A 16564-nucleotide genomic window follows, 5' to 3' on the forward strand; every position below is an offset into this window, starting at 1 on the left:
GCCGTCGTCATGAGCAGACCTTGCCGTCCTTCGGCACCGTGCCCTTGAGCAGATACGCGTTCACCGTGGAGTCGACGCAGTCGCTCCCGCTGCCGTACGCCCCGTGCCCCTCGCCCTTCCAGGTGAGCACCACACCGACGTCCTTGCCCAGTTCGTCCGCCATCTTCCGGGCGCCCTCGTAGGGCGTCGCCGGGTCGCCGGTGTTGCCGACCACGAGGACCGGCGGCGCACCGGGAGCGCTCACCTCCGGGGTGTCCCACTGTCCGGTCACCGGCCAGTCGTGGCACCAGCCGGCCGTGTCCCAGCCCAGGAAGGCACCGAAGACGGGCGAGAGCTTCTCGAACGTCGGCAGCAGCTTCTTCGTCTCCGCGGCGGTCGGTCGCTGCTTGTCGTCCAAGCACGATATGACCCGCTGCGAGTGGGTCGTGGTGCCGTAGTGCCCCGCGGTGTCACGCTCGTTGTAGCCGTCTGCGAGCGTCAGCAGCTCCGAGCCGTCGCCCTGTTCCGCGGCCTCCAGCGCACTGGTCAGGGTGGGCCAGCTGGCCTTGCTGTACAGGGGAAGCACGATGCCGGTGACCGCGAGCGTCTGCGTCAGCTTCCGGTCGGAGCCGGTCGGCAGCGGGTTCGCGTCGAGCTCCTTCAGCAGGTCGGCGATCTTCCGTGTGCCCTGCTCGGGGTCCTCGCCGGTCGACTTCAGATAGTCGTCGAGCGCCCGCTGGAAGCCCCGGGTCTGGTTCTCCGCGTGGCCCACCGTGTCGGCGCTCGGGTCGACGACCGCGTCGAGGATCAGCCGCCCGACGTTCTTCGGGAACAGGTGGGCGTAGACGCCGCCGAGTTCGGTGCCGTAGGAGATGCCGAAGTAGTGCATCTTCGTGTCGCCCAGCACCTGGCGCATGAGGTCCATGTCGCGGGCGGTGTCCGTGGTCGAGACGTGTGCCAGCAGGGCCCCGGCGGCCTTCTCGCAGCCCTTGCCGAAGGTGGCGGCGTCCTTGAAGTACGCCGCTTCCTCAGTCGCGGTGTCCGGTGTCGCGTCCACGCTCTCGGCGGACTGGATCTCCTCGTCGCTGCGACAGCGGACGCCCTCGCTGGCGGCGACCCCGCGCGGGTCCCAGCTCACCAGGTCGTAGCGCTCGCGGAGCGTGGAGACCGTCGCGCCGTACAGCGGCATCATGGACACGCCCGAGCCGCCCGGGCCGCCGAAGTTGAACAGCAGCGAGCCGACGCGCTCGCTCTTGTCGCCGCGGGCCTTGGCGCGGATCAGCGCCAGACCGATCGTCCTGCCCTCCGGCTTCGCCCAGTCCAGCGGCACCTTGAGCGTCGCGCACTGCCATTCGCTGCTCGGCGCGGGGGAGTCCGCCGTGCCCTTGCAGCCCTCCCAGTCGAGCTTCTGAGAGGTCAGCGAGGACGGCAGCGCGGCGGCCGCCTCGGTGTCGGAGGCACCCGACGACGGAGTGGACGTGTTCGTCCCCTCGTCGCCCTCGCCCTCGCCGTCGTCGGACGAGCCGCCGCTGCAGCCCCCCACCAGCAGTGCCGCGGCGGCGGCCAGAGCCGTCCACCGTACGAAACGCGTCATCGCAGTCCCCCCTTGCAGGCCGTCCGCACTGTGCCGCGGATGGCGGTCATGCCATGGTAGGCGGCCCGCATCACAGCTGCGCATGCCTGTGGATAACGCTCTGACCTGCTGATTTTCCGGAATCCTTGCGTCAGGAACAGACCGTCCCCGCCGTCGGTACCTTCCCGTCCAGCAGATAGCCGTTCACCGCGCTCTGCACACACTTGTTCTTGCTGTCGTACGCGCCGTGGCCCTGACCCTTGTACGTCAGCTCCACGCCCACGCCCTCGCCCAGCGCGTCCACCATCTTCCGCGCCCCCTCGTACGGCGTGGCCGGGTCGCCGGTGTTGCCGATGACAACGATCGGCGCCGAGCCGGCGGCGCTCACGTCGGGGTGCTCGGCGGCGCCCGCGACGGCCCAGTCGGTGCAACTGACCATGCCCCATGCCAGGTAGTCGCCGAAGACCGGGGAGGCGGACCGGAACTCCGGCAGTTTCCGTTCCACGTAGTCCTCGGTGTAACGGGGCTTGTCGTCGGCGCAGTTGATGGCGATGTTGGCCGCGCTGAGGTTGCTGTACTCGCCGTCCTCGTTGCGCCCGTTCATGGAGTCGGCCAGCAGCATCAGCACCCGGCCGTCCCCGTCGTACGCCTGCTCCAGGCCCTCGGTGAGGTACTCCCAGAAGTCCTGCGAGTACAGCGACTGGGCGATTCCGCTGGTCGCCGCGGTCTGGGTCAGCTTGCGCAGGCCGACACCGGGGATCGGTGTGCTGTCGAGGTCCTTCAGCAACTTGGCGATACGGGCCTTGACGTCCTGTGCGCTGTCGCCGACCGGGCAGTCCTCGGTCTGCGACACACAGTTCTCGGCGAAGTTGTCGAGCGCGAGCTGGAAGCCCTTGGTCTGCCCGAGGGAGCCCTGCTCCGAGTCCTCGGTCGGGTCGACGACCGCGTCGAAGACGGCGCGGCCCACCTTCTTGGGGAACAGATGGGCGTAGACGCCGCCGAGTTCGGTGCCGTAGGAGATGCCGAAGTAGTGCAGTTGTTCGTCGCCGAGGATCTGGCGCATCAGGTCCATGTCGCGGGCCGCGTCGGTGGTGCGCACATGGGAGAGCACCTTCTCGGAGTTGTCCTCGCAGGCCGCGTTGAACTCCTTGGTGTTGTCCAGGAGCTTGGTGCGCTCGGCCGCGTCGTCAGGGGTCGCGTCCTGCTGGAAGTACGCGTCGAGCTGAAGGTCGTTGAGGCACTCCACGGGTTCGCTGCGGCCCACCCCGCGCGGGTCGAAGCTCACCAGGTCGTAGCGGGTGCGCAGTTTCGCGTAGTCCTCGCCGAAGGCGGGCAGCGTGGTGACACCCGAGCCGCCCGGGCCGCCGAAGTTGAAGATCAGGGAACCGATCCGCCCGCTCTCGTCGCCGCTGGCCTTCGCCCGGATCAGCGCGAGCCCGATCTTGTCGCCCTTGGGCTCGGCCCAGTCGAGCGGCGCCTTCAGGGTGGCGCACTGCCACTTGTCGCCGTTCGGCAGAGGTGACGGGGCGTCACCACCGCCCTCCGCCGCGTTCGGTGCCGGGCAGTCCTTCCAGCTCAGCTTCTGAGCGGTGACGTCCTGGTCCTCTGAGTCGTCGCCGCAGCCCGCCAGCAGGGTGGACAGCAGGACGGCGGAGACGGTCAGGGCAGCGACGCGCAGGCGGGGAGGGTTCGGCATGATCCCATCCTGCGGTCGGGCACCCCAGGCCGCTCGGGGCACGGGCCGTACGAGGTACGCGCGCGTGCCGGTCGTACGAGGCACGCGTGCGTGGCGGACGTACGACGTACGCGCGTGCCTACAGCGCGCCCTTGCGGGACAGGTGGTTGAAGGCCAGCCAGCCCGGCAGCACCGGAATCCACAGGGTCAGCAGCCGGAACAGCAGCACGGCCGGGGCGGCGACCTCACTTTCGAGGCCCACGGCGATGAGGCCGACGGTCAGGGTCGCCTCGACCGCGCCCACACCGCCCGGCGTCGGGGCCGCCGAGCCGAGTGCGTTGCCGGCGAGGAAGACGACGGCGACGCTGGCGATGCTGATCGAGGAGCCCTCGGTGCCGAAGGCCCGGATCGAGGCGTCCAGGCACATCACGAAGCAGGCGGTCAGCAGGAGCATGCCGCCGATGCCGGTGAGGAGTTTCTGCGGCCGCTGGAGCACGTCGAGCATGCGCGGGATGACGCCCGCGAAGAGCGACCGCACGCGTGTGACGACGAACTTCCGCAGGAACGGCACGGAGGTGACGACGAGCACGAACACCGCCACCGTCAGCAGACCCGCGATGACCGTCCGGGACGGCGACAGCGAAGGTGTCTTCTCGGTGCCGGTCAGATAGCCGAAGGACAGCAGCATCAGGATGTGGCAGCCGAGCCCGAACAGCTGCGAGGCGCCGACACTGGCCACCGCGAGCCCGGGCCGCACGCCCTGGCGTTGCAGGAAGCGCGTGTTGAGGGCGACACCGCCCACCGCGGCCGGCGCCACGATCTTCACGAACGACCCGGCGACCTGCGCCCCCACGGTCCGCATGAACGGCACCCGCTCGGGCACGAACCCCAGCAGCGACATCGCCGCCGCGAAGTAGCTCGCCGCCGAGAACAACACGGCCGCGGCGACCCAGCCCCACTCGGCGTTCTGGATGAGCGGGCCGAACTCGATGTGGGTGAGCTGCGTCAGCAGGAAGTACGCCCCGATGGCACCGGCCATGAGGCTGATCAGGGTGCGCGGTCGCACCCGCTCCAGGCGGGCCGGCTCGACCGGCGCCTGCGGCCTGATGAGCAGCACCGCGTGGCGGATCTGGGTGAGCAGGTCCTCCTCGCGGGCCTCGTCCAGCGCCTCGTCGATGGCCCGCTTCTCGGCCCGCGCCTCCGCGCGTACAGCTTTCTTGTCGGGCTTCTCGAGTACGGGCCTGGCGTCGTCGTGCGTTTCCTCGAGCTTGGCCTGCTTGGCCTGCCGGGACGCCTCCAGGATCGCGTCGCGCTCGCGCTGGGCGCGTTCCCGGGCCAGTGTGCGCAGCGTCGCGCGCGTGGAGCGACTGAGGGCGATGGGCTGGAGCATCGGCAGACAGTCGGCCACGGCGTCGGGGCCGAGCACGCTCACCGCCGCGGCCACCGCGCGCTCGGCGCCCACCCGCAGGCCGAGCGTCACCAGCAGCTGCGAGATGTCCATGCGCAGCAGCAGGTCGCCGGCCGCGATCTCGCCGACGCGCAGATCGGTGAGGATCACCGTGCCGGAACGATCCACCAGAATCGCGTCGCCCACGAGGCGCCGGTGGGCGATGCGCCGGGACTGCAGGGCCCGCACCTGGTGCCAGGTGTCCCGGAGCAGGTCGTCGGTGATGTCCTCGTCCGGCAGCGAGTCGAGGGTGCGGCCGCCGGTGTGCTCGTAGACGAGTATCACGGCGTCGGGGCCGAGTTCGGAGGTCGCGATGAGCTTGGGGGCGTTGGCGCCGGCCGCGATGGCCGCGTAGGCGAGCAGGGCCTCCTGCTCCAGGGCCTGGCGCAGCGACGGGAGGCTGCTGCGGGTGGCGAAGCCGCGCAGGGTCAGATTGCGCCACGCGCGGTAGAAGAAGCCCTGCGCCTGCTGTTCCCGGTCGACCACCGTCACGTCCAGCGGTGGACCGTCCTCCAGGGTGACGAAGTAGCGCCGGCCGCGGTCGCCGGTCTCCGGCGTCTCCGCGACCTCCTCGCGGGCCGCGCTCACCGGATGGAAGCCGACGTGCCGAAGGCCCGCCATCAGCGTCCGCCCGGTGGGCTGGACATTGGGCGAGCCGACGGCGTACAGCGTGCCGTAGGCCACGGTCCAGCCGATCAGCACCGTCAGGATGATCGAGAACGGTGTGGTGTAGCCCGTGACGAGCATCGAGAAGGCGTCGAGCATCAGCACGATCCACAGCACCGCGCGCCAGCGGGGCCGGCGGGACATGCCGACCGCCGTCATGTACGCGATGACCGGCGCGAGATAGCCGTGCACCGGGTCGGTGAGGGCGTGGATGTCACCGGGGGAGGGCTGGGTGAGCGCCTCCTGGATCGAGTCGGGGGCGGCCTTGGCGACCCACAGGTCGGTGGCGAGGGTCACTCCGTGCGCCAGGACCGCCGCGAGCACGCCGTCCGCGATGCGCAGCCCGTCGCGCTTGATCAGCCGCTCGATCGCGAAGGCGACCGGCACCAGCAGGATCGCGATGCTGGAGGCCAGGCCGGCGATCTTGATGAGCAGGTCGGGCGCCTGTCCCGTGCCCTTGTTGATGTCCTGCTCGAGACCGGAGGTGGTGCCGTGCGCGAACGCGGCGATCGCCAGCAGGATCACCACCGCCAGCACACCGACGAGGAGCCGCATGAGGTCCGACGGACGGTGCACGCGCGCGGGGAGGAGGGGTTCATCGCCCTCGACCTCGTCGCTGTGCGTCTCGTCCTCGAACTCGACCGCCGCCTCTTCGTCACCGGTGCCCGGGCGCGACGAAGCGTCAGAGGTGCTCTCCGCGCCCTCCGGGTGCACGCCCTGTTGCTTCATCGTCTCTTCTTGATCTCGTATCACCGGTCACCGCCCGCACGATGGTGGCATGCCCCACCGACACACGGGGGCATCAGGGTGCAAACGCGGGGGCGCACAGTCTGCCCGAAGCGCCGCCCCGGGGCGAGGGATACGCACAGTGGTCAGCGCGTCACATTGTCGGTGGGGTGGGGCAGGATGGGGCGGATGAGCGACGAGAGCCTTCCGCGCGACGCCCTGCCGGAGTACGCCGAGCGCGTCCTGGAAGTGGCGGAACTCATCCCGCCCGGGCGCGTCATGACGTACGGCGACGTGGCCGAGTGGCTGGAGGAGGGCGGCCCGCGTCAGGTCGGCCGGGTGATGGCCCTCTACGGGGGAGCCGTCCCGTGGTGGCGGGTCGTCCGCTCGGACGGCGTGCTGCTCCCGGGCCACGAGCTGCGGGCGCTCGACCACTACCGCGCGGAGGGCACGCCGCTGAAGACGGCGAGCAGGGCCGCCGAGGGCCACCTGCCGCGCCTCGACATGAAGCGGGCGCGATGGGACGGCGGCGAACGCGCGGAGGGTCACACCTGACAGCTTCCGCCATCGGACGGGTCCGGGTGTGGCCTGTGATCCGTACGGGGGAAACGGGCGAAAGCGGGCACGTCCGTGGCATGCCGTACGTTCGTGGGGCGAGGGACGCGGGTGTCGCGAGCGCCGTGAGTGTCGTACGGGAAGAAGCGGAAGACCTGCTTCCGATCTCTCCGTCGGCGTAGCGTCGACTGCACGCGTCCCCCTCATCCCGCGATCACCGCCCTGCACATACGGCGGACGCCCGACCAGCACACCCACCAGGACCGGCGAACCACGTGAGCTCCTCTTCCTTCACCAGGCGCCTGCCGCACCCTCAGGTGCGGCAGGGGAGCCGTGGCGCTTACCGACTGGTGCGTACCCCGCCGACCCGCGTGGATCCCCCTCGTCTGGACGCCGCACAGCGCTCCGTGGTTGAGCACAGGGCCGGTCCGCTGCTCGTCCTCGCAGGTCCGGGCACCGGCAAGACCACCACGCTCGTGGAGTCCGTGGCGGCCAGGATCGCCCGGGGCGGTGACCCCGCGCGCGTGCTGGTGCTGACGTTCAGCCGCAAGGCCGCCGTCGAACTGCGCGACCGCATGGCCTTGCGCATAGGGGCCGCCCGCGCGCCCCGGGCGACCACCTTCCACTCGTTCTGCTACGCCCTGGTCCGCGCCCACCAGGACAGCGACCTGTTCGTGGAGCCGCTCAGGCTGCTGTCCGGCCCCGAGCAGGACGTCGCCGTACGCGGACTGCTCGCCGGCCAGCCCGACCTGGAGCGGCTCGGCCTCGCGCATGTGCGCTGGCCGGACGAACTGCGTGCCTGCCTGACCACCCGCGGTTTCGCCGACGAGGTCCGCGCGGTGCTCGCCCGCAGCCGCGAACTGGGCCTGGGTCCGGGCGCCCTGGACGCCTTCGCCCGTGGCATCGGCCGCCCCGACTGGCGGGCCGCGGCCGCCTTCCTCGCCGAGTACCTCGACGTCCTCGACCTGCAGGGCGTGCTCGACTACGCGGAGCTGGTCCACCGCGCGGTGCTCCTCGCCCACCGCCCCGAGGTCGCCGGGCGGCTCGCCACGCAGTACGACGCCGTGTTCGTGGACGAGTACCAGGACACGGACCCGGCCCAGGTACGGCTGCTGCACGCCCTCGCCGGCGGCGGCCGCAACCTCGTCGCCTTCGGCGACCCCGACCAGTCGATCTACGCGTTCCGGGGCGCCGACGTGAACGGCATCCTGGACTTCCCGCAGGCCTTCCCGCGCGCGGACGGCCGCCCCGCGCCCGTCGAGGTCCTGCGCACCTCCCGCCGCTCCGGCGACACCCTGCTGAGCGCGACCCGGCTGCTGACCCAGCGGATGCCGCTGACCCGGCTCCCGGCGGCGAAGGCACGCGCCCACCGCGAGCTGGCCCCGGTCCGGGAGGGCGGCCGCGTCGAGGTCTTCACGTACCCGACGCCCGGCACGGAGCTGGACAACATCGCCGACATCCTGCGCCGGGCGCATCTGGAGGACGGCGTCCCGTGGGGCGAGATGGCCGTACTGGTGCGCGCGGGATCACGCACCATCCCGACGGTCCGTCGAGCCCTGACGTCGGCCGGGGTGCCCCTCGACATCGACGGCGACGATCTGCCCCTGCGGCACGAACCGGCGGTGGCGCCGCTGCTGACGGCGTTGCGGGCGGTGGCCACGGCGGAGGCGTCGGCGCGCCCCGACGAGGAGGCTCCTCCGAGGGAGAGCCCCACCAGGGAGGTGTCCGCTGAGGAGCCCTCCATCGAAGAGGCGCCTGTCGAAGAGGGACCTGATCAACAGGAGCCTGTCGAAGAGGCGCCTGTTGAAGAGCCGGCCCCCTGCTGGCTCGACACCGAGACCGCCCTCACCCTCCTCGCCTCCCCCCTCGCCGGCATGGACGCCGCCGACCTGCGCCGCCTAGGGCGGGCCCTGCGCGACGAGGAGCGGGCGGCCGGCAACCCGCTGCCGCCGCCCTCGGACGAGCTGCTCGCGCGGGCGCTCGCCGAGCCGGAGCGGCTGGCCGTGCACGACCCCGCGTACGCGCGTGGCGCCCAGCGGCTGGGCGCACTGCTGCGCAGGGCCCGTGAGCGTCTCGCGGGCGGCGGCAGCGCCGAGGCGGCGCTCTGGGACCTGTGGGAGGGAACACCGTGGCCCGCACGCCTGGAGCGTGCCGCCCGGCGCGGCGGCGCGGCCGGCCGCAACGCCGACCGTGACCTGGACGCCGTGTGCGCGCTGTTCGCGACCGCGACCCGCGCGGAGGAGCGCACCGGCGGCCGGGGCGCCCTCAACTTCCTGGAGGAGATCGACGCCGAGGACATCGCCGCCGACACCCTCACTCGGCGTGCCGTACGTCCTGACGCCGTTCGCCTGATGACCGCGCACCGCTCCAAGGGCCTGGAGTGGCGCCTGGTCGTCGTCGCGGGCGTCCAGGAAGGCCTGTGGCCCGACCTGCGCCGCCGCGGCTCCCTGCTGGAGGCCGACCGGATCGGCCGCGACGGACTCGCCGAACCGCTCACCCCGGGCGCGCTGCTGGCGGAGGAGCGCCGTCTGTTCTACGTCGCCGCCACACGCGCGCGTGAACGTCTGGTCGTCACGGCGGTCAAGGCGCCCGCGGACGACGGCGACCAGCCCTCCCGCTTCCTCACCGAACTCGGTGTCGAACCCAAGGACGTCACCGGCCGCCCGCGCCGCCCCCTGTCCGTCGCCGCGCTCGTCGCCGAACTCCGTGCCACCACCGTCGACCCGCGTGTCTCGGACACCCTCAGGGCGGCCGCCGCCCGCAGGCTGGCCCGGCTCGCCGCGCTCGCCGACGAGGACGGCCGCCCGCTCGTCCCGTCCGCCCATCCCTACCGCTGGTGGGGCATGTTCGAGCCGACCGAGTCCAAGGTGCCGCTGCGCGACCGCGACCAGCCCGTCGTGCTCTCCGGCAGCGCCCTCGACCAGCTCGCCAACACCTGCGCCCTGCAGTGGTTCCTGGGCCGCGAGGTGAAGGCCGACGCGCCCGCCACGGTCGCCCAGGGCTTCGGCAACGTCGTGCACGTCCTCGCCGACGAGGTCGCCTCCGGACACACCCCGGCCGACCTCGCCGTCCTCATGGAGCGCCTCGACTCCGTGTGGAACGCGCTCGCCTTCGACGCGCCCTGGAAGTCGGCGCAGGAGAAGGAGAACGCGCGCGTGGCGCTCGAACGGTTCCTGCAGTGGCACGTCATGGACCGCACCGGACGCACACCGGTCGCCAGCGAGCACGACTTCGACGTCACCCTCGGAGCGGGCGACTACGAGGTGCGCATCCGGGGCCAGATGGACCGCGTCGAGGCGGACGGCGAGGGGCGCGCCTACGTCGTCGACTTCAAGACCGGCAAGCAGACGGTGAGCAAGGCGGAGGTGGAGCACCACCCACAGCTCGCCGTCTACCAGCTGGCCGTCCGGGAGGGTGCCGTCGACGAGGCCTTCGACGGGGCACGTCCGGAGCCGGGCGGCGCGGAACTCGTCCAGCTGCGTCAGGGCGCCGCCAAGCGGGACGGTGGCGAGACGCTGCCCAAGGTGCAGGCACAGGAGCCCCTCGAAGGGGAGTGGGTCGGCGATCTGCTCGCCACGGCCGCCGGCAAGGTCCTCGACGAGCGGTTCACGCCGAGCGCAGGGCAGCACTGCACGCACTGCGCGTTCCGGGCGTCGTGCAGCGCTCGCCCCGAAGGGCGTCACGTGGTCGAGTGACCGTACTGGTGTGATCGGTTGCACCACCCGTGCTGACCTGTGCTTCTTCCGGCCCGGATGCGCTCTGGAGGGCGATTCGTCCTCGACTGTCAGTGGGCGCCGCTAGCCTCTCCGACATGGCCGCCCGCATCACCGATCCCGATCAGCTCAAGGAGCTCCTCGGTATCCCGTTCACCCCGGAGCAGACGGCCTGCATCATCGCGCCGCCCGCACCGCAGGTGATCGTGGCCGGTGCCGGGTCGGGCAAGACCACGGTGATGGCGGCCCGCGTGGTCTGGCTGGTCGGCACCGGCCAGGTCGCCCCCGAGCAGGTCCTCGGCCTCACCTTCACCAACAAGGCCGCCGGCGAACTCGCCGAACGCGTCCGCAAGGCGCTCATCAAGGCGGGCGTCACCGATCCCGACGTCATCGACCCGGACAACCCGCCGGGCGAGCCCGTGATCTCGACGTACCACGCCTTCGCGGGCCGCCTGCTGACCGACCACGGTCTGCGCATCGGGCTGGAGCCCACCTCCCGGCTCCTCGCCGACGCCACCCGGTACCAGCTCGCCGCGCGTGTGCTGCGCGAAGCCCCGGGCCCGTACCCGGCCCTGACCCGCTCCTTCCCGGACCTGGTCGGCGACCTCCTCACCCTCGACGCCGAGCTCGCCGAACACCTCGTACGGCCGGAAGCGCTGCGCGCGTACGACGCCGAGCTGCTGCTCTCCCTCGGGAGCGCCAAACTCACCAACGCCGACCTGCGCAAGGTCCCCGAGGCGGCCGCCGCGCGCCGCGAACTGGCCGAGCTGGTGGTCCGCTACCGCGCGGCCAAGCGCGAGCGCGACCTGCTCGACTTCGGCGACCAGATCGCCCTGTCCGCCGAGCTCGCCCAGATCGCCGAGGTGGGGCGCATCCTGCGCGACGAGTTCCGGGTGGTGCTGCTCGACGAGTACCAGGACACCTCCGTCGCCCAGCGAGTCCTCCTGGCGGGTCTCTTCGGCGCCGGCACCGGCCACCCGGTGACCGCGGTCGGCGACCCCTGCCAGGCGATCTACGGCTGGCGCGGCGCCTCCGTCGCCAACCTCGACGACTTCCCCGAGCACTTCGCCCACGCCGACGGCCACCTGGCCACCCGTCAGTCGCTCAGCGAGAACCGCCGCAGCGGCGGCCGCCTCCTCGACCTCGCCAACGGCCTCGCCGAGCCCCTGCGCGCCATGCACGCGGGCGTGGAGGCCCTCCGCCCTGCCCCCGGCGCCGAACGCGACGGCGTGGTGCGCTGCGCCCTGCTGCGCACCCACGCCGAGGAGATCGACTGGATCGCCGACTCGATCGCGCACCTGGTGAACACGGGCAAGGCGCCCGGCGAGATCGCCGTCCTGTGCCGCACCGCGACCGACTTCGCCGAGATCCAGGGCGCGTTGGTCGGCCGGGACATCCCGGTCGAGGTGGTCGGCCTCTCCGGCCTGCTGCACCTGCCCGAGGTCGCCGACCTGGTCGCCGTCTGCGAGGTCCTCCAGGACCCCGGAGCCAACGCCTCCCTGGTCCGTCTGCTGACCGGCCCCCGCTGGCGCATCGGGCCGCGCGACCTCGCCCTCCTGGGGCGCCGCGCCCGGCGTCTCGTGTCCCACGCACGCGTGGACGGCGACGACGACCCGGACCGCCGGCTCGCCGAGGCCGTCGAGGGGGTCGACCCGTCCGAGGTGATATCTCTCGCGGACGCCCTGGACACGTTCCTGGAGACACCGTTCGACGGCGACGGGGACGACGACGGGCTGCCCTTCTCACCGGACGCGCGCGTGCGGTTCGCGCGCCTGGCCACCGAACTGCGCGACCTGCGCCGCTCCCTGGCCGACCCGCTCATGGACGTCCTGCACCGAGTCCTCGCCGTCACCGGCCTGGAGGTGGAACTGTCGGCGTCCCCGCACGCCCTGGCCGCCCGCCGCCGCGAGACCCTGTCCAACTTCCTGGACATCGCCGCCTCGTTCGCCGCGGGAGACGGCGAGGCGACCCTGCTGGCCTTCCTCGGCTTCCTGCGGACCGCCGCCCAGTACGAGAAGGGTCTCGACAACGCCCTGCCCGGCGGGGAGAACACGGTCAAGGTGCTCACCGCGCACAAGTCCAAGGGCCTGGAGTGGGACGTCGTCGCCGTGCCCGGCCTGGTCACCGGCACCTTCCCGAGCACCCAGGGCCGGGAGAAGTGGACCGCCCAGGGCAAGGTGCTGCCGCACGACCTGCGCGGCGACGCCGACACCCTGCCCGACGTGGAGGCGTGGGACTCCCGCGGTCTGAAGGCCTTCCAGGAGGCCATGAAGGAGCACCAGCACACCGAGGAACTCCGCCTCGGCTACGTCACCTTCACCCGCCCCCGCTCCCTCCTCCTCGGCTCCGGCCATTGGTGGGGCCCCGCCCAGAAGAAGCCCCGCGGCCCGTCCGACTTCCTCCAGGCCCTGTACGAGCACTGCGAGGCCGGCCACGGCGAGATCGAGGCGTGGGCGGACGAGCCCACCGAGGACGAGGAGAACCCGGCCCTCCACGCGGCCACCATCGACCAGGTCTGGCCCCTGCCCCTCGACGACACGGCCCTGACCCGCCGCCGCACGGCAGCCGAGACGGTCCTGGCCCACCTGGAGCGACTCGCCACCCACGCGGACGGCCACCTCGCCGAGCACGACCCGGAGACGTACAGCGACCCGGACTGGCCGCCACCGGAGGACGACGAGCCTCCCTACGAGGACGAGGTCTTCCCCGACGACTCCGACGACTCGGCCGACTGGGACACATGGACGGCGGACCGCCCGACAGTCCCGCACCAGGCGACGGCACCGGACACCGGCGCGACCGCGCACGCGCGTGCCCACCCGGCGGAACCCGATCCGGACAGCGAGCCCGCCCGACCCCGCCTCACCCCGGAGGAGGCCCGCACCCTCGCTTCCTGGGACCGCGACCTCGACGCCCTCACCGGCGAGCTCCTCCGTGCGCGGGAGGCCGTCACCGACGTACCCCTGCCTGCCTCGCTCACCGCTTCCCAGCTGCTGCGCCTGGCGGCCGACCCGGACGGTTTCGCGCAGGAACTCGCGCGCCCCATGCCGCGCCCCCCACAACCCGCCGCACGCCGAGGCACCCGTTTCCACGCATGGGTGGAGGCTCGCTTCGAGGCGCTGACGCTGCCCATGCTGGAGCCGGAGGAGCTGCCCGGCGGCGACGCCGAGATCGCCGACGAACGCGATCTGGAAGCCCTCAAGGATGCCTTCGAGCGCACCGAGTACGCCCACCGCACGCCCCACCGGGTGGAGGCCCCCTTCCAGCTGGCCATCGCCGGCCGCGTGGTGCGGGGCCGTATCGACGCCGTCTACAAGGAGGGCGACGGTGAGACGGCGACGTACGAGATCGTCGACTGGAAGACCAACCGCGACCGCACCGCCGACCCGCTTCAGCTCGCCCTGTACCGGCTCGCCTGGGCCGAGCTCCAGGGGGTGCCCCTGGAGTCGGTCACGGCCGCGTTCCTGTACGTCCGCAGCGGTGAGATCGACCGGCCGGACGACCTCGCGGACCGGAGCGCGCTGGAGCGGCTGCTGCTGGAGGACCCCTCCGCGCAAGCGGACTGTGAGGAACCGCCCACCGAGGATGTCGGTGCGGGCCGATAGGCTCGTGACCATGAGCCACCCCGTTGACAGTGCCGTCAGCGCCGTCCGTACGTACATCGCACAGCACCGCACCGCCTTCCTCGGCGACCTCGCCGAATGGCTGCGCATCCCCTCCGTGTCGGCCCAGCCCGACCACGCGCCCGACGTACGCCGCAGCGCCGACTGGCTCGCCGCCAGACTCCAGGAGACCGGCTTCCCGACCACCGAGGTCTGGGAGACGCCCGGCGCCCCCGCCGTCTTCGCGGAGTGGCCCTCCGACGTCCCCGGTGCGCCCACGGTCCTCGTCTACGGCCACCACGACGTGCAGCCCGCCGCCCTGGAGGACGGCTGGGACAGCGAGCCCTTCGAACCCGTCGTCCGCGAGAACCGGCTCTACGCGCGCGGGGCGGCCGACGACAAGGGCCAGGTGTTCTTCCACACACTCGGCGTCCGCGCCCACCTCGCCGCGACCGGCCGCAGCACGCCCGCCGTGAACCTCAAGCTGCTGATCGAGGGCGAGGAGGAGTCCGGCTCGCCGCACTTCCGCGCCCTTGTCGAGGAGCGCGTGGAGCGGCTCGCCGCCGACGCCGTGATCGTCTCCGACACCGGTATGTGGGCCGAGGACACCCCGACCGTCTGCACCGGCATGCGCGGTCTCGCCGAGTGCGAGATCCGGCTCCACGGCCCCGACCAGGACATCCACTCCGGCTCCTTCGGCGGTGCCGTGCCCAACCCGGCGACCGCCGCCGCCCGACTGGTCGCCGCCCTGCACGACGAGGACGCACGCGTGGCCGTCCCCGGCTTCTACGACGGCATCGTCGAACTGACCGACCGCGAGCGTGAACTCTTCGCCGAGCTGCCCTTCGACGAGCAGCAATGGCTGCGCACGGCCAAGTCGTACGCCACGCGGGGCGAGGCCGGCCACACCACCCTGGAGCGCATCTGGGCCCGCCCCACCGCCGAGGTCAACGGCATCGGCGGCGGCTACCAGGGCCCCGGCAGCAAGACGATCATCCCGTCCTCCGCGATGGTGAAGCTGTCCTTCCGCCTCGTCGCCGGACAGGACCCCGATCACATCGAGAAGGCCGTCCGTACGTGGGTGGCCGAGCAGGTGCCCGCCGGGATCCGCTGCGAGATCACGTTCGGCGCGGCCACGCGCCCGTGTCTGACCCCGCTTGACCATCCGGCCCTGCAGTCCGTCGTCCGTGCCATGGGCCGCGCCTTCGAGAAGCCCGTCCGCTTCACCCGCGAGGGCGGCTCCGGGCCGGCCGCCGACCTTCAGGAAGTTCTCGGCGCCCCCGTGCTCTTCCTCGGTATCTCCGTCCCTTCCGACGGCTGGCACGCGCCGAACGAGAAGGTCGAGCTCGACCTGCTCCTCAAGGGCGTCGAGACCACCGCGTACCTGTGGGGAGACCTCGCTGAGCACTGGCGGCATGCGCCCTGATCATCCCGAGGCGTCCGGATCGGCATGGAGTGCGGGGCAGACTGGAAGAGCTGTCCCGTACCGCCGAACACCGGACGCGGTCGCCTCCCGCCGTACGTCCCGCCGCACCGCCCGCCGAAACAATCCGTTCCACCGGGGGAGTTGGAAGTACCCGTGACCACCTGGACCGACCACACCGCCGATCGACCCATCTCGCTCACCGCCCCCAGCGGCATCGACCGGGCCGCCCACCACCGGCTCGACGAGGCCTGGCTCGCGGCGGCGTGGAGCCACCCCACGACCCGCTGCTTCGTGGTGTCCGGCGGTCAGGTCCTCGTCGACGAGACGGCCGACGGCCGTACCGAACTCCTCATGACGCCCGCCTTCGAGGCTCCGCTCACCGAGGCGCACCGCTACTTCCTCGGCATCGACGAGGACGGCGTCAGCTACTTCGCCCTCCAGAAGGACGCCCTGCCCGGCCGCATCGACCAGTCCGCGCGCCCGGCGGGTCTGCGCGAGGCGGGCCTGCTGCTGTCGCCGCGCGAGGCGGGCCTGATGGTGCACGCGGTCGGTCTGGAGAACTGGCAGCGCACCCACCGCTTCTGCTCCCGCTGCGGCGAGCGCACGGTCATCGCCGCGGCCGGCCACATCCGCCGCTGCCAGGCCTGTGGCGCCGAGCACTACCCGCGCACCGACCCCGCCGTGATCATGGCCGTCACCGACGAGGACGACCGGATCCTGCTGGGCCGACAGGTCCACTGGCCCGAAGGCCGCTTCTCGACGCTCGCCGGCTTCGTCGAGCCCGGCGAGTCCATCGAGCAGGCCGTGCGCCGCGAGGTCTTCGAGGAGGCCGGCATCAGCGTCGGGCAGGTCGAGTACATCGCCAGCCAGCCCTGGCCGTTCCCGTCCAGCCTCATGCTCGGCTTCCTGGCCCGCGCCACCTCCACCGAGATCAACGTCGACGGCGACGAGATCGGCGAGGCCCGCTGGTTCTCCCGCGACGAACTGGGCGCCGCCTTCGACTCCGGCGAGGTCCTGCCGCCCTACGGCATCTCGATCGCGGCCCGCCTGATCGAGCTCTGGTACGGAAAGCCGCTGCCGACACGCAGCGTCTGACGACGCAACGCAGCTCTGTGGGAGCCGATTGTCGAGTTCGCAGGCTCCGGGGGTGATGCGGCTGCCCGTTGCGAAGCGGTGTCCCTGGTGGCTGAGTACCGGATTCA

General features: G+C 72.1%; 8 protein-coding genes. 5 read left to right on the top strand and 3 right to left on the bottom strand.

What is annotated here, in order from left to right; genetic code table 11:
- Positions 1–7 precede the first annotated feature (7 nt).
- From ACWD3I_RS35200 to ACWD3I_RS35210, 3 genes are all read right to left on the bottom strand, one after another.
- Positions 8–1573, bottom strand: a complete 1566-nt coding sequence (locus tag ACWD3I_RS35200; RefSeq protein ID WP_365412479.1) for an alpha/beta hydrolase — start codon at positions 1571–1573, stop codon at positions 8–10.
- Between the two features lie 130 nt (positions 1574–1703).
- Complete coding sequence (locus ACWD3I_RS35205) at positions 1704–3248, bottom strand: alpha/beta hydrolase (protein WP_365412481.1); 1545 nt, start codon at positions 3246–3248, stop codon at positions 1704–1706.
- Positions 3249–3366: 118 nt separating this feature from the next.
- Positions 3367–6069 carry a lysylphosphatidylglycerol synthase transmembrane domain-containing protein gene (locus tag ACWD3I_RS35210; protein ID WP_365412483.1) on the bottom strand — a complete coding sequence of 901 codons (2703 nt, stop codon included), beginning with the start codon at positions 6067–6069 and terminating at the stop codon, positions 3367–3369.
- Between the two features lie 186 nt (positions 6070–6255).
- On the opposite strand from ACWD3I_RS35210, the gene ACWD3I_RS35215 reads away from it, so the two are divergent.
- The 5 genes from ACWD3I_RS35215 to nudC all read left to right on the top strand — a co-directional run bounded on the left by ACWD3I_RS35215 (position 6256) and on the right by nudC (position 16457).
- On the top strand, positions 6256–6621 hold the full coding sequence (locus tag ACWD3I_RS35215; RefSeq protein ID WP_266888333.1) for an MGMT family protein: 366 nt from the start codon (positions 6256–6258) through the stop codon (positions 6619–6621).
- 275 nt (positions 6622–6896) lie between these two features.
- On the top strand, positions 6897–10316 hold the full coding sequence (locus ACWD3I_RS35220; RefSeq protein ID WP_365412486.1) for an ATP-dependent helicase: 3420 nt from the start codon (positions 6897–6899) through the stop codon (positions 10314–10316).
- A 116-nt stretch (positions 10317–10432) separates the two neighbouring features.
- Positions 10433–13939: an ATP-dependent DNA helicase gene (locus tag ACWD3I_RS35225; RefSeq protein WP_365412488.1), complete on the top strand. Its 3507-nt coding sequence runs from the start codon at positions 10433–10435 to the stop codon at positions 13937–13939.
- 10 nt (positions 13940–13949) lie between these two features.
- Positions 13950–15362, top strand: coding sequence for a dipeptidase (locus ACWD3I_RS35230; protein ID WP_365412490.1), 1413 nt, complete (start codon positions 13950–13952; stop codon positions 15360–15362).
- Between the two features lie 153 nt (positions 15363–15515).
- Positions 15516–16457 carry an NAD(+) diphosphatase gene (nudC, locus tag ACWD3I_RS35235; protein ID WP_365412492.1) on the top strand — a complete coding sequence of 314 codons (942 nt, stop codon included), beginning with the start codon at positions 15516–15518 and terminating at the stop codon, positions 16455–16457.
- The last annotated feature ends 107 nt before the right edge of the window (positions 16458–16564 follow it).

Source organism: Streptomyces sp. NPDC002817 (assembly GCF_053592055.1).